Source organism: Lapidilactobacillus gannanensis (assembly GCF_003946675.1).
In the GTDB taxonomy this organism is placed as follows: Bacteria; Bacillota; Bacilli; order Lactobacillales; family Lactobacillaceae; genus Lapidilactobacillus; species Lapidilactobacillus gannanensis.
In genome coordinates, this window is the sequence record NZ_RHOT01000002.1 from 110592 (window position 1) to 131202 (window position 20611).

A 20611-nucleotide genomic window follows, 5' to 3' on the forward strand; every position below is an offset into this window, starting at 1 on the left:
TAATAGGGGGGCGATAGTATGACAGGATAAACCTTCTGGGCAGAATTAAGCCGCGTAAGACCGGCGTTTTGCCAGAAATATGACGCAAAATTGACGCCCAATTAGTTTACATCGATTTGAGCGCACGACGTTGAGATTCATGTTCATGCCAGGCTTGCGTAGCGGTGAAGCACGGGCGTTAAAGTGGACAGACGCTGATCTCGAAGCTAAGACGGTGAACGTCAATAAGACGATGGACTATCACAACCACAATTGGTTTGAAACGCCCGCGCCGAATACTGCCGCTAGTCGTCGCACCGTGGCGCTTGGTGATGATGATACCGTGGCGTGCTTAGGCGCGTGGTATGTCGCACATGCGGCGATGGTGCATTCCGAGTGGGTATTCTCACGCGATGGGATTCCGTGCTCTGACGGACAATTTTTGGACATTGTGGACGCGTACAGTACACTCGCCAAAGTTCAGCGAATTACCGTGCACGGCCTCTGCCACTCGCACGTGTCGCTGTTGATCGGCGTCGGTGAAAATCAGCTCCAGATCAAAGAACGTCTGGGGCATGAGGACATTGAAACGACACTCGGCACTTACGGTCATCTCTACCCCAACAGTAACTTTGAAGTCGCAAAAAAGCTCAACGGGATCTTCTCCGAGGAGGTACCCGATGAGCCAAAATAATTTGAAAAGGGTCAAAACTGTGCCACCGTAAAATCGGTGATGCTGGAAACGTTGATACTAAGGGACTTACACGAGATGTGTCATTGTTCCCGGGAAATAATTTACTGTAACGACGTCACGGAAAATATTACCTGAAGAAATGGGGAAGTATCGGTCATTTGGATAATAGGCTGAACTTTGGTTGCTGAAACATATTCTTGAGCGGCAATCGGTTTCACTTAACGCAAAAACAACCAGCAATTCTAGCGAATTGCTGGTTGTTTTTATGTTAATACTCACCGGCTGGCCACCTGTGGGTACATTCTTTTTTGCTAGACTTGTTATTCGTATTAATTGCCAAAGTGATTATATTAGCGGGTAATGACGATTTTTCCTTCGGTGTGACCAGTTTCAATAAGTTGATGGGCTGTTAATAAATTAGCGACATTTAAACCGGGGATTGTTTTAGTCAAAGTTGAATGAATCTTTTGTTGATCAAGAAGATTGGCTAATTGCTTCAGAATCTGTCCTTGAGTGGCTAGTTCATGATTAAAATTGCTTTTGGCAAACATGAATTCCCAACTCCAACAAACGTTCAGATTTTTTAATTTACCAATCGGCAATGGAGTTTGAGTTTCAACAATACAGCCAACCTGACCAAAGGGCGCTATTTGTGTCGTGATTAGGTCAAAGTACTGGTCAGGATTGATCAATACAGCAATGCCGTCAAATTTTCCCCAGCCAGCTTGCTTGACTTGAGCAGCGATATCTTGATGATAGTCTAAACATAAGTCGACTTTATTTTGACGAAGCCAATCGAAATGTTTGGGACTTGCAGTTGCCGCAACACGAAATCCGGCCCAATGCGCAATCTGGCTGAGCATCGTGCCCACGCCACCGGCACCATTGATTATCAATAATTCCTTATCGCGGTTACTACGGAAGCCGAGTTCTTCTGGCGTTACGGCGCCATGGGCAATTTTTTCTTGAACTGCTGGATTGTCTAATGGCTGACCAAAGCCGATTTGCTCGAAAAGCAATTCCCAAGCGGTTAATCCGGTTAATGGAATCGCAGCACTTTCTGCAGGTGTTAATTTTTTCGGTGCTAGACTGACTAAGCGATAGTCGATGAGCTGATGTGTGGCGTAACTACCATCACGATTGATTGTACCAGCGTAATAAACCTGATCATTAATTTGAAAACCAGTGACTTGGTTTCCCATCGCAACGACTGTGCCAACAGCATCGTAGCCTAAAACGTGAAAGCGATTGTCGCTGAGACTTTGGCGCTGCTTAGTATCAACTGGATTTACTGAAATAGCCATTATTTTAATTAAAAGATCTTGGGGTCCAGGCGTAGGTAAGTCACTAGTTTTAATGTGAAAGGTACCGGAACCTAAATTGAAGCCTTGATTGAATCCATATTGGATCAGATTAGTTTGGCTTTGAGTCATGGTCAAATTCCCCCTAATTATATTTGTCTAGCTGTTTTGTGATAGGACCTCTTTTAGTATAGCAATCAAGTAAATTCAGATAAAGTAATGCTACTTTTGCCTGCTAAATCAATAATCTCACTCAGGCGGCGTATTGTGGGTAATCTAAGTAAACATCTGGTATTATGAACGTATAAGTGATTTAAATGAGGATTTAAGGAGCAACGCATGTTTAATCGGAATTCTGACCACGATCACACGTTAACTTTGTTAATTGCCAGTTTAATTTGGATAGGTGGTGCATATTTATTAATTAATGATTATTTGAAAAACCATTTGTTAAATGGACCAATGGCTTTGGTTCTATTGATTGGCGTGGTATTGACTGCTTTAGGATTTTGGCAGCAACGAAAAAAATGAATTTGCATTATTTTAAAGATTATGCGAATTAATCTTCTCATTATCTGCCCAGAGTTAAAGCTCGTTCCTGAGAAAATATGATAAAATAATTATTTTTTCTCATTGTTTTTAGTAACTGATTTCATTACTAATATCAATATAATCAGGCGGTTAGTATTAGCGTAATATCTTTTATGATATAAAAATTAATATTAACATTTCTATTGACATTAAAGTTTAATAATTGTACTATTTTATCAACTTCATAAAACGATTAATTTATTTGGTACCCGTTTTGGTGAGAAGAATTTCGATTTGGAGGGCTTTATTATGAAAAATGGTAAGAAAGGGTTATTAGCACTCGCTTTGGTGAGTGTGGCACTGTTAGGCGCCTGTGGTAATAAAAAAGCCGCTTCGTCCAATAGTAGCAATACTTCAAGTTATAACTACGTGTATACAACTGATCCAGATAATTTTGACTATATTGTTTCAATGCGTTCTACAAATAGTCAGGTATATGGTAATTTTGAAGATGGGTTACTGGAACGTAATCAATACGGTCAATTGAAACCTGCTTTAGCTAAATCATGGAAAGTTAGTGCAGATGGTAAGACTTATACTTATAAATTACGTAAGGGCGTTAAATGGGTTGACAGTGATGGTAATGAATACGCCACTGTCAAGGCTCAAGATTTCGTTACTGGCTTAAAGCATGCCGTGGCTGCTAAGTCTGAAACATTATATATTGTTCAAGATAGTATTAAGGGCTTGAATGATTATGTTAATGGTAAGACTAAAGACTTCTCAACAGTTGGTGTCAAGGCAATTGGCGATGATACTGTTCAATATACTTTAAATCAACCAGAGAACTACTGGAACTCGAAATTAACTTATGGGGTAATGTTCCCAGTTAATGCTAAATTCTTGAAATCCAAGGGTAGCAATTTCGGTAAGCCACAAGCTGATGGTATTCTCTACAATGGTCCTTATATCTTAGCTAACTTCACTTCTAAGTCTGTTCTTGAATATAAGAGGAACGATAACTATTGGGACAAGAAGAATGTTCATGTAGATGATATCAAGTTCACTTACAATGATGGTAGTAATCCTGATGGCTTATATAAGTCATTTAAGAAGGGTGACTTCACGGCTGCTCGGGTTTATCCTAATTCAGCTGGTTATAGCGATGTTGTTAAGAATAATAAAAATAATATTATTTGGTCACAACAGGACGCTTCAATTTATAACTTTACGTTTAACTTAGATCGTCAGACTTATGGCGCAACTTCTAAGAAGACTGATCAAGCTAAGTCTGATACTAAGAAAGCAATTTTGAATCGTAATTTCCGTTTGGCTATTCAATTTGCTTTCAATAAGTCACAATATAATGCTCAGGCTAATGGTGCTCAAGGTGGAACCAAGTCATTGCGTAATGAGATCACGCCACCAGATTTTGTTTCAATAGACGGTAAAGATTACGGAGACTCAGTCAAATCAGACTTAGATAGTCTTGATAAATCAGCCTTTGGTGATGTTAATTTAGCAGATGCCCAAGATGGTACGTATAATGTAGCTAAAGCTAAGGAATATATGGCTAAAGCCAAGAAAGAATTGGCTGCAGAAGGTGTTTCCTTCCCAATTCATTTAGACTTACCTGCTAATCAAAAAGCTCAATTAACTTTAAACCAATCGAAGTCATTTAAGAGTTCTGTTGAAAAGAGTTTAGGTAAAGATAATATTTCAATTGACATTCAATTATTGAATGAAGACAAGTACTTGGCAGCGACTTACCAAGCAACGACCGGAGCTGCTGCTGACTTTGATATTAGTAATGCTTCTGGTTGGTCCCCCGATTACGATGATCCATCAAGTTATTTGGATATCTACACACCAACTGCTGGTTCAATGATTTTGACACTTGGGTTAAATCCTTCATCTGCTGGTACTCAAACTGCATCTAATAAAGCTGCAATTCAGGCTGTTGGTTTGGATGAATACGAAAAATTAGTTGATGCTGCTGAAGCCATTACTAATGATAATAACGCTCGTTATGCAGCCTTTGCTAAGGCAGAAGCTTATCTATTAAACACCGGCGTCACAATTCCGGTTAATTCATCAGGCGGTTCTCCTTCAGTAACTAAAGTTGTACCATTCACAAGCCCATTCGCTTATTCCGGTTTAGGTAGTTTCAGATATAAGTACATGAAGGTTCAGGATACACCAGTTACAATTGCTCAATACAATAAAGCTAAAGCAGCTTGGGATAAGAAGCGTGCTGAAATTGCCAAAGAAGAAGCAAAAGATTAATCAACTCTTAGAGTAGGGCGAAAAAGGCTAGCACAACACTAGCCTTTTTTCTGCTTTTCTCCAGTACCATCAGCAAAGCATGAAAATCAGCATTAAGGAGGAACCATTTGATGAAGAAGTATGTCTTCTTTCGAATAATCCGGTCGCTTGTCAGTATTTTCTTAGTTACTACGTTGACGTATATCATTATTTATTCATTGGTACCACGAAGCGATGTTTTTAAGAACGATACGATGGTCAGTAAGTTAAAAGCTGATCCTGATAAATTGACGGATTATGAGAATACTGCGTTCAGTAAAATGAACTATATTGAGTATTACGATACGAAATCACTCTTAGCTAAGGCTGAAAAAGATAGTCCTGAGGTGACCGCTAAACCAACTGCTGCTAATAAGCAGTTGCTAGAGAAGTGGGGCGACAAAAATGGATTTACCATTCATCAATTTAAGATTGGTAAAGGCTTTTATGCAACTCGGGAATTGTCGTTATTGGAACGGCTTGGTCGTTTTTACGGCAATTTAATTCAGTGGGATAATCCTTGGGCAGTCCATGATGCCAAGAATCCTAATATGCCACGTTATCTGAAGTTTGAGAATGATAAATTGGCTGGCTTTGCGCTAGTTGGTTCTGGGACTAAGTATCGTTATCAAATTTACTTTAATAGTTCATTCCCATACATTCATCAAAACTTCCTGAAGTTTAACTTAGGAACATCATATCCTACTTTTGCTGGGATTCCAGTAACCACGGTTATTGGTGCTCGCCAAGGTAAAACTGAAGTGGTTCAGAATGTTTATCCGAATGGTAAAACATTTAATAGTGCTGATAATATTTACTCACGGCAATATCAACCTAAAGCAAAACAAGACTCGTCAGTGCGTGAACGTTATGGCGATGATTACACTAATACCACTCAGAATTATCAAGACCCTTCAATGATTGGCACTTCTTTCAAGGCTGGTATTTGGGCGTTAATTATTTCTTATGTGATTTCAATTCCGATGGCTATTTTAATGGCACGTTATAAGGGTAAGTGGTTTGATAAGGCTGGCACAGCAATTGTGACTATTCTGATTGCCGTACCAAGCTTGGCCTTTATCTATGCTTTCCGTTATTTAGGTAGTTCATTATTTGGCTTACCTGATTCATTCCCAACTCAAGGCGCGTCATCATTCGCCTCATGGGTCTCACCGACGGTTATTTTAGGGTTACTGTCCGTTTCCGGATTGGTGATTTGGTTCCGGCGGTATATGATTGATCAACAATCTTCTGATTATGTTAAATTCGCAAAAGCAAAAGGATTAAACGACGGCGAAATTTATCGGAAGCATATTTTCAAAAATGCTTCGATTCCAATTGTCCAAGGTATTCCTGGGTCCATCATTGGTTTAATCGGTGGGGCCACCATTACTGAAACAATTTTCGCAATGCCTGGGATGGGGAAGATGTTGCCTGATGCAATTATTTCTCATAATAATCCAATTGTGATTGGCTTAGTCTTTATCTTTACGACCATTGCAGTCTTCTCAGTCTTGCTTGGTGATATTCTAATGACCATTGTCGATCCACGAATTAAACTTTCTACGTCAGGAGATGACTAACCATGGCAGATAAAATTAAAGAGACACCGCAAGATATTGATAATGATTTCGTTTTGGTTAGTCGTGACGCTAAAGCTTCAGAAATTATTGACACGCCAAAATATTCATATTGGGGTTCAGTTGCAAAAACTTTCTTCTCCAGTAAAGTAACGATTTTTATGTTGATTTTAATGGTGGCAATTTTATTAATGTCATTTATTCAACCGTTATTTAGTGGCTACAATCTAATGGATGTTTCTGGCGTTAATAACTTTGGCGCTCGTTATAATTGGCCCAGCGCTAAATACTGGTTTGGGACTGATGCTGATGGTAAATCGTTGTTTGATGCCATTTGGGCTGGTGCTAAGACCTCAGTTTCGATTGGGTTTATTGCCTCATTGATCACTACTGTCATTGGTGTGATTGTTGGTGCCATTTGGGGTGTTTCCAAGTCGATTGATCGATTGATGCTGGAAATTTATAATGTTATTTCTAATGTGCCAATGCTCCTTATTATCATTGTGCTGTCATATACGTTTGGTAATGGTTTTTGGAATTTGATTTTTGCCATGACTTGTACTTCTTGGTTAGGGACAGCTTACTTCATTCGAGTTCAGGTTATGATCATGCGTGACCGTGAATATAATATTGCTTCGCGGACGTTAGGTACGCCAACGCGGCGGATGATTTTCCGAAATATTTTGCCATATTTGACTTCTGTTATTGTGACTCAAGTTTCACAGTTGCTACCATCGTTTATTTCTTACGAAGTTTTCTTATCCTTCTTAGGTGTTGGTTTGAGTCAAAGTGTGCCATCACTGGGCCGCTTGATTTCTCAATATTCGCCATATATGACTAGCTATCCGTACTTATTCTGGTTACCAGTCTTAGTGCTTGCCTTGATTACGGTTTCGCTGTATATCGTTGGCCAGAATTTAGCTGATGCATCAGATCCACGGACACATATGTAGAGGGAGCGTGTAAGATGACTGAGAAAAGTATTTTAACAGTAAAAGATTTATCGGTCGGTTTCCACGTTCGGGGTCGTGAGTTAAAAGCAATTCGCAATGTCTCCTTGGAACTTAAGGACCAAGAAACATTGGCAATTGTTGGTGAATCTGGCTCTGGAAAGTCGGTTTTGACTAAGACTTTCACCGGGATGTTGGAACAAAATGGCTATATTAGCCATGGGACGATTGATTATGATGGTCAACGATTAAGTGATTTGAAGAAAGATAAGGACTGGGAAGGTATTCGTGGGAAAGAAATCGCGACGATTTTCCAGGACCCGATGACTTCATTAGATCCAATTAAAACAATTGGTTCGCAAATTGCCGAAGTTGTTATTAAACATCAAGGTAAGTCGAAAAAAGAAGCTAAAGAAATTGCCATCGATTTAATGGATCGGACGGGAATTCCTAATGCTGCAGCGCGTTATAACGAGTATCCTTTTGAATATTCTGGCGGGATGCGGCAACGGATCGTTATTGCAATTGCCTTGGCTTGCCATCCTAAAGTTTTGATTTGTGACGAGCCAACGACGGCATTGGATGTAACGATTCAAGCACAGATTTTGGAATTAATTAAAGAATTACAGAAAGACTATCATTTTACGACTATTTTCATTACTCATGATCTAGGCGTGGTTGCTTCGATTGCCGATCGAATCGCCGTTATGTATTCTGGTGAAATTATTGAGGTTGGTACTTGTCGTGAGATTTTCTACGATCCCAGACATCCATATACGTGGAGTTTGTTATCTTCATTACCCCAGTTAGCACAAAAGGGCGGCGAATTGTATTCGATTCCTGGCACACCACCTTCGCTATACAAGGATATTAAAGGCGATGCTTTTGCCCCACGGAATCCTTTTGCTATGAAAGTTGACTTTGAAGCGGAACCACCAATGTTCCAAGTTTCGCCAACACATTTCGCCAAGACATGGTTGTTGGATCCGCGCGCACCTAAGGTTGAAAAACCTGCTTTGATTCAAAACTTGCATGAACGTTTCGTTAAGACCTTGGAACGTGATAATCGGTTGCATGCTGAAACAGAAGAAATGGAGGCTGAAGAACATGACGGTAAATAAAAAAGATGTCCTGCTTTCACTCCATGATTTGGAAATTTCTTTTGGTGAAGGCAAGCAAAAATTTGTGGCTGTTCAAGATGTTAATTTCGATATTTATCGAGGAGAAACCTTCTCACTAGTTGGTGAATCTGGTTCTGGTAAAACAACGATTGGCCGCGCAATTCTGGGTATTAACCCCACTAGCCATGGTGAGATTGATTTTAACGGCCATCAAATCAACAAAAAATTATCCCATCAAGAGGAACAAGAAGTGACCCGGAAAATTCAGATGATTTTTCAAGATCCATCAGCTTCTCTTAATGAACGGGCAACGATTGATTATATTATTTCGGAAGGGTTATACAACTTTCATTTGTATGATTCTGAAGAAGATCGTTTACAAAAAGTGACCAAGATCATTGAAGAGGTTGGCTTGTTGCCGGAGCATTTGTATCGTTATCCGCATGAATTCTCTGGTGGTCAGCGGCAGCGGATCGGGATTGCGCGGGCGTTGATCATGCAGCCTGATTTAGTGGTTGCCGACGAACCAATTTCAGCTTTGGATGTTTCAATTCGGGCCCAGGTTTTGAATTTGTTGAAGAAATTCCAGCGCGAAAGTAATTTAACTTACTTGTTTATTGCCCATGATTTATCCGTGGTTCGGTTTATTTCGGATCGAATTGCTGTTATTCATGCTGGTCGGATTCTGGAATTGGCCGACACTGAAGAACTATTCACCAATCCACTTCATCCATACACGCAATCGTTGCTATCAGCGGTGCCAATTCCTGATCCTGAATTAGCTCGGGAGAAGAAATTAGTTGTCTATGATACCAACATGCATGATTATAGTGTGGATAAGCCGAAATTCGTTGAAGTCAAACCAGGTCATTTTGTTTATTGTAATGCGCCTGAAGAAGCGCATTACCGTAAGATTCTTGAAGAGCAAGGGCAACTGACCAAATAATGTATTTCTGGGTCGGATAATCTTATGATTATCCGATCTTTTTTGTTGTTCTTAATCTGAACTTGTTTTAGGCAGAATGGCGTCAGAACCAGTTCTGTTTCACCAGCTCAATCAAATAATTGAAGTTACTCTACGCCAGTTTCCCCTACTCCTCACAACTTTGGTTGAATCGTGTTCGGAGCGGTAAATGGCTAGGTACAATTTAAATATTTACACGATCGGTTGGCACCGCTCATGCAAATATTTGAAATTGTACTACGCCAAAAAACCACCGCTCCTCACAACTATTTTAAAAAAGTTTCATTAAAAGCTTGACAAGTTTTATGAGAATCGTGTATTGTAGAATCAATCGTTAATTAAGGTTTCATGAAAACGAATGGAATGGGAAAGTAAATCCGTTAAGACTGTACAGAAAACTTACATTTGCTGAGAGTAAGGTAGTTACGACGAATTGAAAATGGCCCACGATCGGCATCACTAAGCACTGTTAAGTGATGATGACTTGGCACTCATTATCGTGCACGCGTATCGGCTTATTTGCCTGTACGTTAGTGAGGTGGTAGTCCGTAAGGCTAGCACAAATTAGAATGGTAAACACGACAGAGCTCGTTTCTAGGAATAGAAACGGGCTCTTTTTAGTTTCCCTTAGCTGGAAAATTTAATTTTGACTGCAGCAAAATTAAGTCAACTAGTTTCAGCCATTTTCAACCCAATTGATTGATTTTCAGATAATGAATGATGTTTAACGGAGGAATAAAAATGAAAAAATTATTAAAGAAATTAAGTTTAAGCTTATTGGTTTTAGTTCCATTATTAATCGCTGCTGGTTGCGGCAAAAAAACTGACAGTAAAACTGTTAAAGTTGGCATCATGAGTTCTGACGAACGGATCTGGAATCCAATCAAGAAATCACTGAGTAAAGAGGGCATCAATCTGAAACTGGTTGAATTTTCTGATTATAACCAACCCAACAAAGCTTTAACTGATCATCAAATTGACCTCAATGCCTTTCAGCATTACAACTTCTTGGATAGTTGGAATAAGACTCATAAGACTTCAATCGTCAGCATTGGTGAGACTTATATTGCGCCAATGAATTTGTACTCGCACAAAATCAAGAAGCTCAGCGAAATCAAGACGGGCGACAAGATTGCTGTTCCTAACGATCCAACCAATGAAGGTCGGGCTTTAAATATTTTGGAAGAGGCTGGCTTGATCAAAATCAAGAACGTTGATTTACCAACAGTTAAAGACATCACTTCAAATCCGAAAAAGTTACAAATCACCGAACTTGAAGCAGCTCAAACTGCGCGGGCTTTGTCTGATGTGACGGCAGTGGTTGTCAATAATGATATTGCCGCTGATGCTGATTTAACTACTAAAGATGCGATTTTCCAAGAAAAAGTTAACCAACGTTCGAAGCAATGGATCAACGTGATTGCTGCTAATAAGAAAGATAAGGATAACGCTACTTACAAGAAAATCGTCAAGGCATATCGGACTGCCGCTACCGCTAAAAACATTGAAAAAGTTTACAAAGGTACCGCAATTCCAATTTGGACATTGAAATAAACGAAAATAAATTAGAAATATTTTTGGTTGATATTCAGCAGTATTAACCAATTAGCATTAAGGAGGATCAGCATATGAAGCAGTTTTTTAAGCGTTTGAGTTTGGGTGTTGTAGCGTTAGTTCCATTATTGTTTGCTTTTGGTTGTGGTAAAAATTCTGCATCGGCTGCCCAAACGACCACCATTAAAATTGGGATTATGAGTTCCGACGAACGAATTTGGCAACCAATCGTCCAAAAATTGAAAAAGCAGCGTATAAATTTGAAATTAGTTGAGTTCTCTGATTATAATCAACCTAATAAGGCCTTAACTGACCATCAACTTGATTTGAATTCTTTCCAACATTATGACTTCTTGGCTAGTTGGAATAAATCCCATGATACTGATATTGTGGCGATTGGCGAGACCTATATGACCCGAGGCTTCATGTATTCGCAGAAAATCAAATCAATCAGTCAAATCAATCAGTCAAATCAAGCATGGCGATAAAATTGCGATTTCCAACGATCCGACTAACGAAGGCCATGGCCTGAATGTCTTGCAACAAGCAGGGCTGATCAAGATTAAAGCCAATGTTAAACTGCCAACGGTCAACGACATTACCGCTAACCCTAAGAAAATTAAGATTATCGAAATGGAAGCGCCGCAAACCGCACGGGCTTTAGGTAACGTAACAGCAGCGTTAGTGGGTAATGATATTGCCGCCGATGCTGGCTTAACTGAGAAACAAGTTATTTTTAAGGAAAAAATTGACGCGCGCTCGAAACGGAGTATTAATATTATTGCCGCCAATCACGCCGACAAGAATAACAAAGTTTACCAGAAAGTCGTTAAGGCTTATCAAACGGCGGCAACGGAGAAATTGATCAAGAAAGTCTATAAAGGGATGGCTTTTGGCGTCTGGACGCTGGATCATGCCTAAGTTGACAGTAACGTTATTGGTACATTAGGGAGGAACTATTTTGGCAGAACCAATTATTGATTTAAAAGATATCTGCGTGACCTTCAAAGAAGATAAGCGCGATGTTCATGCCGTTGATCATGTTGATTTGCAAATCAATCGTGGTGATATTTACGGGGTGGTCGGTTATTCTGGCGCTGGTAAATCAACTTTAATTCGGGTCATCAATTTATTGCAACGGCCGACGAATGCTGAGGCGCGAGTAGAAGTCAACGGGACTAATTTGCTGGGTTTAAACGCGGCATCATTGCGTGATGAGCGTCGGAAAATCGGGATGATTTTCCAACACTTTAATTTGATGCATTCTCTGACGATCACCGATAACGTTGAATTTGCCTTGAAAAAATCGAATTTAAGCAAGGCTGACCGTAAGAAGCGCGTGGCTGAATTGCTGGAATTAGTCGGCCTCACTGAAAAGGCTAATGATTTCCCTAGTCAATTATCCGGCGGTCAAAAGCAACGGGTCGGGATTGCCCGCGCGATTGCCAACCGGCCTGATATTCTGATTTCAGACGAAGCAACCAGTGCTTTGGACCCGAAAACCACTGTGGCCATTCTGGATTTGTTGGCTGATTTAAATCAGAAATTAGGCTTAACTGTTGTTTTGATCACCCATGAAATGGATGCCGTTAAACGAATTTGTAACCGTGTGGCTGTCATGGAAGCTGGTCGCTTAGTTGAGACTGGTGACTTGCTGCAAATCTTCAGTCAACCAGAAGCACCCTTGACCAAGGACTTTATTGACACGACAACGCACTTAGAGTCAGCGTTGGCGGCGGTTAAGCAGCAGCCAGCGATTGCCCATTTAAAGGCTGGCTCAGTTCTGGTGCAGTTAGGTTATCAAGGCGCTAGCACTGATCAGCCGCTGATCACTGAATTGTATCGTCGCTTCGAAGTCAGCGCTAATATTCTCTATGGTAATTTGGAAATTCTCCAGAATACGCCAGTTGGTAATTTGTTAGTCGTTTTGTCGGGTACGCCGAAACATACTGAGCAGGCGTTGGTCTTCATGAAAGAGCAACGAGTTTCAGTTAAAGTCTTAGAAAAAGGTACTGAGGAGGTTGCACATGATTGATTTTTTGACGAAAATTATGCCGAACGTTGTTGATAACTGGTCTGGCGATAACGGCATCCTACTTGGTATCTGGCAAACTTTGTACATGACTTTCTGGACGACTTTGATTGGCGGCGTGCTAGGTCTGATTCTGGGTATAGCCTTAGTGGTGACTGATCAGCATGGTATTCTGGCGAACCGGGTTGTTTATAATATTCTCGATAAGGTCGTTAATATTTTACGATCGATTCCGTTTGTTATTTTGCTAGCGGTGGCTTTCCCACTGACGCAAATCTTAGTAGGGACTACAATTGGTCCCAAAGGTGCTTTAGTGCCACTTATTCTGGGTACAGCGCCATTTTACGCGCGCCAAGTACAGAACACCTTGGTCCAAGTTGACGATGGTGTCATCGAGTCAGCAGAGGCTCTAGGCTATGGCCCATGGACGATTATTACCGGTGTTTACTTGTGTGAGGGCTTACCTGATTTAATTCGGACCTCGGTTTTAACAATCATTTCAATTATTGGGCTAACGGCAATGGCCGGCGCTGTTGGTGGTGGCGGTTTAGGTTATATCGCTATCAGCAAAGGTTACCAACGTTACCAAAATGATATTACGTTAGTTTGTACCTTGTTGATTCTTGTTTTAGTGTTCGTGATTCAGGCATTGGGCGACTTATGGGCGCGCAAGGTTGATCATCGTTAGTGGATAAAAAAATAAAAAAGTCCGCAACCAAATTAAATGGTTGCGGACTTTTTGCGCCGCTTCTGACTGATCAAGGGACCAGCCGAAGTATACCTGCCAAGGGATGATAATTATACCGCTAATGGCTGCTAGACTGCAAGGGTGAGAATAACTAATATTGGATAGCTGCGATATTTGGCCTGGCAACTGTCACGTCTGGTGCGTTAAGGCTATTGTTGAAATAGTTAAGATTATTTGCCAAAAAAATAAACCATCGGCGGACGGTTTAGAGATTTAGAGAAATCTAGTTTCTAACTTGCGCCGATCGTTGTACATCATAGTCAACAATCGAACATCAAGGAGTAACGTGTTTGCAGCACGTTGCTCTTTTTGTATGCACTCATTGTACCATAAATTAACAATGCGTAAAACTTATTTGCCAATCGTATCTAGTCATTTACCAGCAAGAACACGTTTCGGCGGAACTTATTGCTGCATTTTCCGATAATGTTGATAGCTGGGACATTGCAGCGCCAAGGCTTTTAAAAAAGTCTGGTAGTGGTTTTCGCGGGTGGTAGCAGTTTTCGGTGAATATAAATAGCGGGCCCAGTCGCGTTGATAACCTGGTGTTAACTGCTGAAAAAATACCGCACTAGTTGGGGCCATCTGAGTTAAGCGCTGTTGAATTTCGGGTAGATAGTTAATGTAATCTTGTACGCGTTGGCTGGCCACGTTAGTTGAACGTTGCTGACCAGTTAGCCATTTCAAACCTACAACAGTGAAGTCCTCGTCAAAACTAACCATTCGTGAGAATTTCAAGCCACTGTTGGGAACCTCGCCAGTAGCTTCGTCAACTTTCAAATAGGGAAAAATGCTGTCGCGATGAATGCCAGTGTATTTTTTGCTACTTAATTTAGGATAAACCAAATATAGGTAACCTGTTGGCGTTAATTGTTTACTTCGGGCGACTTCAGTAATGACAGTTTGCATTTCGACAAGACTGAAGACGAAGAATATTTGCAAATCAGGCTGATTATTAGTCGCGCTTTGCCAAGGACGTAACGCCGCTTGTAACGCTGATGGCACGTGATGAAACGCGCGCTGCGGATATTGGGCAAACTTTAATTTTACTGGATCAAACGTCATAGGCACTTTCTACCACCGTTTCTTTTCTAGTACTTACAGTATAGCCTAAGCAACTGCAGATAGTCACTGATCAACGCGTAAACTGAGGCACTAGTAAATACGCAAGTTAGCTCAATTTATTTTATTTTTGCGAAAAATATAATTCAACAATAAATTAAATGTTATGTCATAATGGAGATGTTGCCTTCACCATGGAACTGACAACAAATTGTCGCTGAAATGGAGGTGATTTCAATGGTTGCATCTTTTTTGATGTCACTTCTGGTCGGCGTCTTATTAGCCTTATTTGATTATTGGCTGAATAATCATCATCGGAAGTAAAACTAATCAAGGCAACATCAGCTCACCCGTTTATCATCAATAAATGTAAAAAAAGCCCACAACTACTCAGAATAGTTGTGGGCTTTGGTGATTCAAAGTGGTTGCATCCCTTTGATAACACTAGTATAGCATTGAACTTAGTTAAAAAGCAAATTTGACGCCAGCCTATTCTTATCGTAGCTAACATTGATCGTTTGTTAGTTGCGTAAGGAGGCCAACTGATAGTTGGCTAAGAAACTTTGTTGCCAGTCGCTTTCAGTTTTAACTTGTTGACCAAAAGTGACGATGCCGGCATGAAACTGTTGTAAGCCGCGCAAAGTTAAATCAGCGACTTCGGGCCAAATTAGTGTTTGGGCAGCATCGTACGTTTTAGGTAACGTCAATTGTAAATGCTTGAATAGCCGCCGAGCGTAAACATCAACGATAAAAGCTTCTTTACTAAATACATAAAGCATCATGGTATCAGCGGTTTCGTGACCAACGCCCTTCAAAGCAAGTAATTGCTGACGTAACTCAGCTTTTGGTACTAAGCGAATTGCTGCCAAATCGTCGTTATAACGCGCAAAAAACTGACAAAGATTCTGAATTGTTTGGGCCTTACGCACATAAAACCCTGCACTCCGAATAGTTTGTTCCAATTCTGGGGTAGTTAATCGGCGAATCTGCGCGGGTTCAAAATCAGTGGCCTGTCGCAAGTCAGCTAACGCATAGTCAACGTTTTTCCAGTTGGTGTTCTGAATGAGAACAGCGCCCCAAATGATCTGCCAATCTGTAACTGCTGGCCACCAACCGTTGGTATCCAAATGGTCATGAAGTAATTGATAAAGTTGGGGCAAGGTAATGATTTGCGAACTCATACTTGTGGCGCAACTCGTTGTTCATGCGCTGCAACAATTTGGTCGGCAATTTTAGCAGCGATGTTGAGATTCCGTAAAATTGGCCCGTGGGAATAACTGCCAATCGTGTTCTTATAATGCACACCCTCAGCCTTATCCTCAGGATTGTTACCATAACCTTCCAAGACTTTACCTAGCGGCTTCAAGTTAGAACCCTTATCGAAATAAGTTCGGCCACTGTGATTCTCAAAAGCGCGGAAGTCACCCCAAGCAGTTTTAATGTGGGTGTCGCCAATCATGCGACTGTCAGCTTTAAAAATCGTGTGCAGCGGCAAAATGCTCAAGCCCTTGATAGTAGTACCATCACTGGTTTCATAATAGTCGCCTAATAATTGATAACCACCACAAATTGCCAGCATTGGTTTGCCAGCTTCAATATAAGCCTGTAACGTATCGTGATGCCGTTGTAAATCCTTAGCAACGATGGTTTGCTCGAAATCTTGACCACCGCCGAAGAAAAGAAAATCATAGTCGTTAGCGTTAAATTGATCGCCAAGACTAATATTGTCAACTTCAACTGGATAGCCTTTTTGTTTCAGCAAATAGGTTAGAATCTTGACATCGCCACTGTCGCCATAAGTATTCATTAAATCTTCGTACAAATAAGCCATCTTAATTGTTGTCATCAGGCAACCTCCTTTTAGGCTAAACGATTAATCTGATGCTGCTCGAAATTATCAAGTGTAATTTGCTTTTGTTCGGCGTGTGGTCCGGGACATTCTTGCATGAAATCTTGAGGGTTCAATAAGCCAAATTTGTACAAACGCCGACCACGAATGACCTTGGTCGTGCCAATGAAATCAGCACGCAGCGTGTGACTGTTGATCAAATAATGCTGATTTTTAAATTTAAAGGGGAAAGTGGTGTAAGCGTTAGGCTCGTGAATCGTTGAAAGGTCTTGATTAATATAGGCAACATGGTGCGAAGCCCGATGCTTGACGGCAAAGTCATGATTGAAGCTAAAGTAAAATTCATGAGGTTTAAGTTCGCCCTTGAATTTGGCGTTAGCGCCAATAATAGCAATGCTACGATAACTAGATAAATCAGTCTCCGTTAAGTATAAAGTTTTTTCGAATTGATCGGGTGTAATTTGCTTGAGCCAACGAGGTAAGCGGGGATGGCTGCGAGCAAATTGGTAGATTTTCTTAATAATCACTGGGTCAATGTAGCGGTAGTCAATGCGGTTCTGATTACGTTGCAACAACTCGCCCAGGCCAATTGTTTTGGTAAAATCAACGACAATCACTTCGTAATGAAATTCCTGTTGATACTTCAAGTAGTTGTCAAAGGCGTTGGGATACAAATGAGTCCCGTCAACAATGATGGTTTCACCACGGGCCATTTTATTGCGCATTAATTTGTCAAGCAAAGCAAAAGTCTCGGCGTTATATTCTTGGGGAATAGCTTGGCGCATTCGTTGGTTAGTATGGTCGTAAATCGTACAAAGGTTACTAAGCAGTAAGCGCAATTGGTCGGTGGAAATGGTGTAGGGATCTAAATGATGTTGGCGGATAAACGTGGATTTGCCTGATCCGGGCACGCCACGCAAGACGTACAATTTTTTCAAGTTCAAAACTCCTATGAGTGAATTGGGTCAGCGCTGTTAGAATTCTAGTAAAAATAATGAAATTACGCTGAAAAGTGACAATACTATCGCTTTTTATTTTACCCGATTATAGATAGGAATAAAACATAATAATTTAAGACGTAAAAATCTAAGATTATCCTAAAAGAAAACAGCTTTGATTATTTCTAGATAAGCAAAAAACGATTAACAATAGGTTATCGTGCGTATTAAAAAAATATGATATTTACAAAAAGATACACAATGATATGGGAATTGAAATAAATGTAATAAATGACTGTATTTTATGCAAAATGCCAATGTCATGCACTTTTTATAAGTACCGCTAACGCAAGCTACTTATAATTAGATTAATCATCTAAAGAGATTACTTTTTATTTTTTTTTCACATTTTCATGTATACTCAAATTACCAAGAAGTATCTAAAATTTTAGGAGGGGGTTTGTGTGGAAAAGAAGATTTGTATTCTTCATATTATTGGTTAGTTGTTTGGGGATAGTTTTTAATTCAACTTCATTGGTTAAAGCCGATGTTAATACTAGTACGTATGATGTCACAATCGTTTCTGGGGAAGCGGGCAGTGGCAGTACTGGTTCAACATCTACTGATAATGAGATAGTGCTACCGAAAACCAATTTATTAAATAAAGTAACACGATATTTGCCACAATTAAGTGAGCAACAAACTCTCGCTCTTATTTTCGGTGGTCTGATTCTAATTATCATTCTTTTGGTCCTGCTTATTCAGCAATTAAAGAAGCGCTGGCACGCATAAGAGGTACTCCTTTAAGCTTAGTACCAACTTGGAAAGCTTTTTTCGGACCTCAAGAGTAGCAAAAACAATGAATGAATGTTAACTATTTCTGAACTGACACATTCTTTTGGGGAGGTTTCATTCATGAAACGTACAAAATTAATTAGCTTTATTAGTATTGCCGCAATGGCATTGGTGAGTAGTACTGCTGGATTGAGTCAAGGTGTTAGCGCTGCGACTGTCAACGATACAAAAAACGGTGGCAATTCTACCGCTACCGCAAGTTTAATTAAGCCTGATGAAGGTTCGGAGGCTGCTAATATTAAATTAACGGCAGTGCCAGACATTACCTTTGCTGAACAGGTGATTAGTGGTGAAGCACTGACAATTGATAGTGCCAAAACCGTTAGTGATCCAATTACTGTCGTAAATCCTGGTCAGGATGATGGTTGGTCAGTGAGCGTTAAAACGGCTGGTTTTGTTGGCACAAGTGATGATATTAAGGGGAAACTCTTACGAGGAGCTGTTCTATCGTTTGACGCAGGGACAGTTTCGACAGACAATCCAGCAGCAGTGACGGACGAAGAAAAGCCAACAGGGGTGGCAATCCCTGTTAATGAAACTGATGGCTTGATTACTAGTGCTAGTACTAATCAGGGTTACGGTACTTGGTATCACAAGCATGAGGTAAATGAGGTTCATCTTTCAATTCCATCAGCCAACGTAGCTGGTGATTATCAAGCAGATTTAGTTTGGACATTAGGGAATGCACCAAAATAAGTTTTAATCTGAATTAGCATTTCAAAATTATTTCAACATCACTTTTCCAACAAACAAGGGGGAAACACTCATGAAAATGACTAAAACTTTTACTTTATTAGCAACATTGGCACTTGGTTTATCAGTAGCTGCAGGCACTTCAACTGTTAAGGCGGCAACAACGAACACACCTACGACAGCCGAGGCAACATTAACTACAAAAGATGATCCTGATAATCCTGATGACGGTAAGATTGTTTTAAAAAGTGTGCCAGCTATTAACTTTGGTACCAAAGAATTAGATGGTAGTGCAATTAAATTCGAACAGGCAGACACTATTGATGCACCTATTAAAGTTTTAAACCCAGGGATTGTTGCAGGATGGACAGTTTCAGTTTTTCGTTCTAAATTTATGAATGGCAATGTGGAGTTGAAGGGCGCGGTATTAAATTTCGGTGATGGTGTCATTGCTGATAACAATAATTCAGCCGATGCTACCAATTTACCAGCTGGTGGCGCGATTACTGTTGATGATGAAGCAGCCATCGTTTTGGATGCCTCAAAGGTGAGGTTAGATGGTACCTATCCCGGTGTTGGTGAAATTACAAGAACTCTTGCTAAAACTGATACCACTTTAGATGTTCCTGCAAATAATACTGCTGGTGTCTACAAAGCAGATTTAACTTGGACATTAACTGATTCGGCTGAGTAATAAACAGTAACTTATCTGAGGGGGATTTAAAATGCTTAAGAAAATCAGCCTTGGCTTGATTTTAGGCACGCTGTTAATCCTTTTCTCAACACCACAACAAGTTGTCCGCGCTGATCAACTTGAGAGTCGCGCTACAATCAAGCTACACCCAGAATCACCTACCAAACCAGTTGATCCAGTTGATCCGAATAATCCTGATCAGGAATATCCGGGAGATGAGACTGATGATGGTAATCAAGGGACTGGTACCGTTGCTAGTTTGTCGTTAGATTATGTCAGCAATTTTCATTTTCAAACGGAAACAAAACAGACGAATGTAACGGCGCCATTAACGAATCAGTTGGCAATGGTTCAAGTGAGTGATCGTCGTGGTACTGGTGCTGGCTGGGTTTTGCAATTGAAGCCAGATGCCTTGGTTGGTCGTGCGACCCAAGCTGTTTTGAACCATGGTGAACTGATTCTTGGTAATCTGACATTGAAAGCGCCAAGTAGCAATGTTAGCGATCGGCCACAAATAATTACTAAAAAGATTAGCTTAGGCGCGTATAATAATGTTATGCGCGCTAATAATGGGCAAGGATTAGGAACCTGGGTGTTGGGCTTTCCTAAAAACCAACAGAATCCCACTAAATTAATATTAAATAATTTAAATGATGCGCCAGCTGACCATTACTTCGGTGTTTTGAATTGGTCTTTAACAGATGCGCCAAATTAAATTTCAGCGCAAAGTGGCCGTCGCCGGTACTTTGCGCTTTTAGAAAT

General features: G+C 40.4%; 22 protein-coding genes. 17 read left to right on the top strand and 5 right to left on the bottom strand.

The genetic code is table 11. The annotated features are described in order from the left end of the window. The first annotated feature begins 130 nt into the window (after positions 1-130). Positions 131-673, top strand: coding sequence for a site-specific integrase (locus EKM81_RS01225; protein ID WP_225420138.1), 543 nt, complete (start codon positions 131-133; stop codon positions 671-673). Positions 674-1023: 350 nt separating this feature from the next. Here the strand turns inward: EKM81_RS01225 and EKM81_RS01230 are convergent, their stop codons facing one another. Beyond that, a complete protein-coding gene (locus EKM81_RS01230) occupies positions 1024-2106 on the bottom strand; it encodes a zinc-binding alcohol dehydrogenase family protein (RefSeq protein WP_125647206.1) in 1083 nt (360 codons plus the stop codon). A 207-nt stretch (positions 2107-2313) separates the two neighbouring features. On the opposite strand from EKM81_RS01230, the gene EKM81_RS01235 reads away from it, so the two are divergent. The 11 genes from EKM81_RS01235 (at position 2314) to EKM81_RS01280 (ending at position 13698) form a co-directional block, all read left to right on the top strand. Continuing rightward, complete coding sequence (locus EKM81_RS01235; RefSeq protein ID WP_125647209.1) at positions 2314-2505, top strand: hypothetical protein; 192 nt, start codon at positions 2314-2316, stop codon at positions 2503-2505. A 309-nt stretch (positions 2506-2814) separates the two neighbouring features. Continuing rightward, positions 2815-4791 (top strand): peptide ABC transporter substrate-binding protein, encoded by a 1977-nt coding sequence (locus tag EKM81_RS01240; RefSeq protein WP_125647212.1) that lies wholly within the window; start codon positions 2815-2817, stop codon positions 4789-4791. A gap of 110 nt (positions 4792-4901) precedes the next feature. Continuing rightward, positions 4902-6392 (top strand): ABC transporter permease, encoded by a 1491-nt coding sequence (locus EKM81_RS01245; RefSeq protein ID WP_125647215.1) that lies wholly within the window; start codon positions 4902-4904, stop codon positions 6390-6392. Between the two features lie 2 nt (positions 6393-6394). Beyond that, positions 6395-7342, top strand: a complete 948-nt coding sequence (gene oppC / locus EKM81_RS01250) for an oligopeptide ABC transporter permease OppC (protein WP_125647218.1) — start codon at positions 6395-6397, stop codon at positions 7340-7342. 14 nt (positions 7343-7356) lie between these two features. Then, the gene (locus EKM81_RS01255; RefSeq protein WP_125647221.1) at positions 7357-8460 is read left to right on the top strand and encodes an ABC transporter ATP-binding protein; all 1104 of its coding nucleotides are present in this window, start codon (positions 7357-7359) and stop codon (positions 8458-8460) included. Further along, positions 8447-9406, top strand: a complete 960-nt coding sequence (locus EKM81_RS01260; protein WP_125647225.1) for an ATP-binding cassette domain-containing protein — start codon at positions 8447-8449, stop codon at positions 9404-9406. The genes EKM81_RS01255 and EKM81_RS01260 overlap by 14 nt, the downstream gene beginning before the upstream one ends. 759 nt (positions 9407-10165) lie before the next feature. Continuing rightward, complete coding sequence (locus EKM81_RS01265; RefSeq protein WP_125647228.1) at positions 10166-10978, top strand: MetQ/NlpA family ABC transporter substrate-binding protein; 813 nt, start codon at positions 10166-10168, stop codon at positions 10976-10978. 74 nt (positions 10979-11052) lie between these two features. After that, complete coding sequence (locus tag EKM81_RS11425) at positions 11053-11466, top strand: MetQ/NlpA family ABC transporter substrate-binding protein (protein WP_263853312.1); 414 nt, start codon at positions 11053-11055, stop codon at positions 11464-11466. Positions 11467-11473: 7 nt separating this feature from the next. Next, positions 11474-11899, top strand: a complete 426-nt coding sequence (locus EKM81_RS11430; RefSeq protein ID WP_263853313.1) for a MetQ/NlpA family ABC transporter substrate-binding protein — start codon at positions 11474-11476, stop codon at positions 11897-11899. 37 nt (positions 11900-11936) lie between these two features. Next, entirely contained in the window at positions 11937-13013 is a 1077-nt protein-coding gene (locus EKM81_RS01275) for a methionine ABC transporter ATP-binding protein (RefSeq protein WP_125647231.1), read from the top strand. Continuing rightward, positions 13006-13698 carry a methionine ABC transporter permease gene (locus EKM81_RS01280; protein WP_125647234.1) on the top strand — a complete coding sequence of 231 codons (693 nt, stop codon included), beginning with the start codon at positions 13006-13008 and terminating at the stop codon, positions 13696-13698. The genes EKM81_RS01275 and EKM81_RS01280 overlap by 8 nt, the downstream gene beginning before the upstream one ends. Positions 13699-14163: 465 nt before the next feature. Here the strand turns inward: EKM81_RS01280 and EKM81_RS01285 are convergent, their stop codons facing one another. After that, the gene (locus EKM81_RS01285) at positions 14164-14823 is read right to left on the bottom strand and encodes a YdeI/OmpD-associated family protein (protein WP_225420140.1); all 660 of its coding nucleotides are present in this window, start codon (positions 14821-14823) and stop codon (positions 14164-14166) included. Between the two features lie 252 nt (positions 14824-15075). Between EKM81_RS01285 and EKM81_RS11550 the strand changes: the two genes are divergently transcribed. Then, positions 15076-15144, top strand: coding sequence for a type I toxin-antitoxin system Fst family toxin (locus EKM81_RS11550; protein WP_225420141.1), 69 nt, complete (start codon positions 15076-15078; stop codon positions 15142-15144). A gap of 197 nt (positions 15145-15341) precedes the next feature. Here the strand turns inward: EKM81_RS11550 and EKM81_RS01295 are convergent, their stop codons facing one another. From EKM81_RS01295 to EKM81_RS01305, 3 genes are read right to left on the bottom strand one after another with little or no spacing between them, the layout of a single operon-like run. After that, positions 15342-16001, bottom strand: coding sequence for an endonuclease III domain-containing protein (locus EKM81_RS01295; RefSeq protein WP_125647243.1), 660 nt, complete (start codon positions 15999-16001; stop codon positions 15342-15344). Beyond that, entirely contained in the window at positions 15998-16666 is a 669-nt protein-coding gene (locus EKM81_RS01300) for a type 1 glutamine amidotransferase (RefSeq protein ID WP_404802843.1), read from the bottom strand. The genes EKM81_RS01295 and EKM81_RS01300 overlap by 4 nt, the downstream gene beginning before the upstream one ends. 14 nt (positions 16667-16680) lie before the next feature. After that, a complete protein-coding gene (locus EKM81_RS01305; protein WP_164509150.1) occupies positions 16681-17607 on the bottom strand; it encodes an AAA family ATPase in 927 nt (308 codons plus the stop codon). A 534-nt stretch (positions 17608-18141) separates the two neighbouring features. On the opposite strand from EKM81_RS01305, the gene EKM81_RS01310 reads away from it, so the two are divergent. The 4 genes from EKM81_RS01310 (at position 18142) to EKM81_RS01325 (ending at position 20564) form a co-directional block, all read left to right on the top strand. Then, positions 18142-18399, top strand: a complete 258-nt coding sequence (locus EKM81_RS01310) for a hypothetical protein (protein ID WP_164509151.1) — start codon at positions 18142-18144, stop codon at positions 18397-18399. A 123-nt stretch (positions 18400-18522) separates the two neighbouring features. Then, positions 18523-19158 carry a WxL domain-containing protein gene (locus tag EKM81_RS01315; protein WP_164509152.1) on the top strand — a complete coding sequence of 212 codons (636 nt, stop codon included), beginning with the start codon at positions 18523-18525 and terminating at the stop codon, positions 19156-19158. Positions 19159-19228: 70 nt separating this feature from the next. Then, the gene (locus EKM81_RS01320) at positions 19229-19849 is read left to right on the top strand and encodes a WxL domain-containing protein (protein WP_125647257.1); all 621 of its coding nucleotides are present in this window, start codon (positions 19229-19231) and stop codon (positions 19847-19849) included. A gap of 31 nt (positions 19850-19880) precedes the next feature. Continuing rightward, positions 19881-20564, top strand: a complete 684-nt coding sequence (locus EKM81_RS01325) for a WxL domain-containing protein (protein WP_125647260.1) — start codon at positions 19881-19883, stop codon at positions 20562-20564. Positions 20565-20611 lie beyond the last annotated feature (47 nt).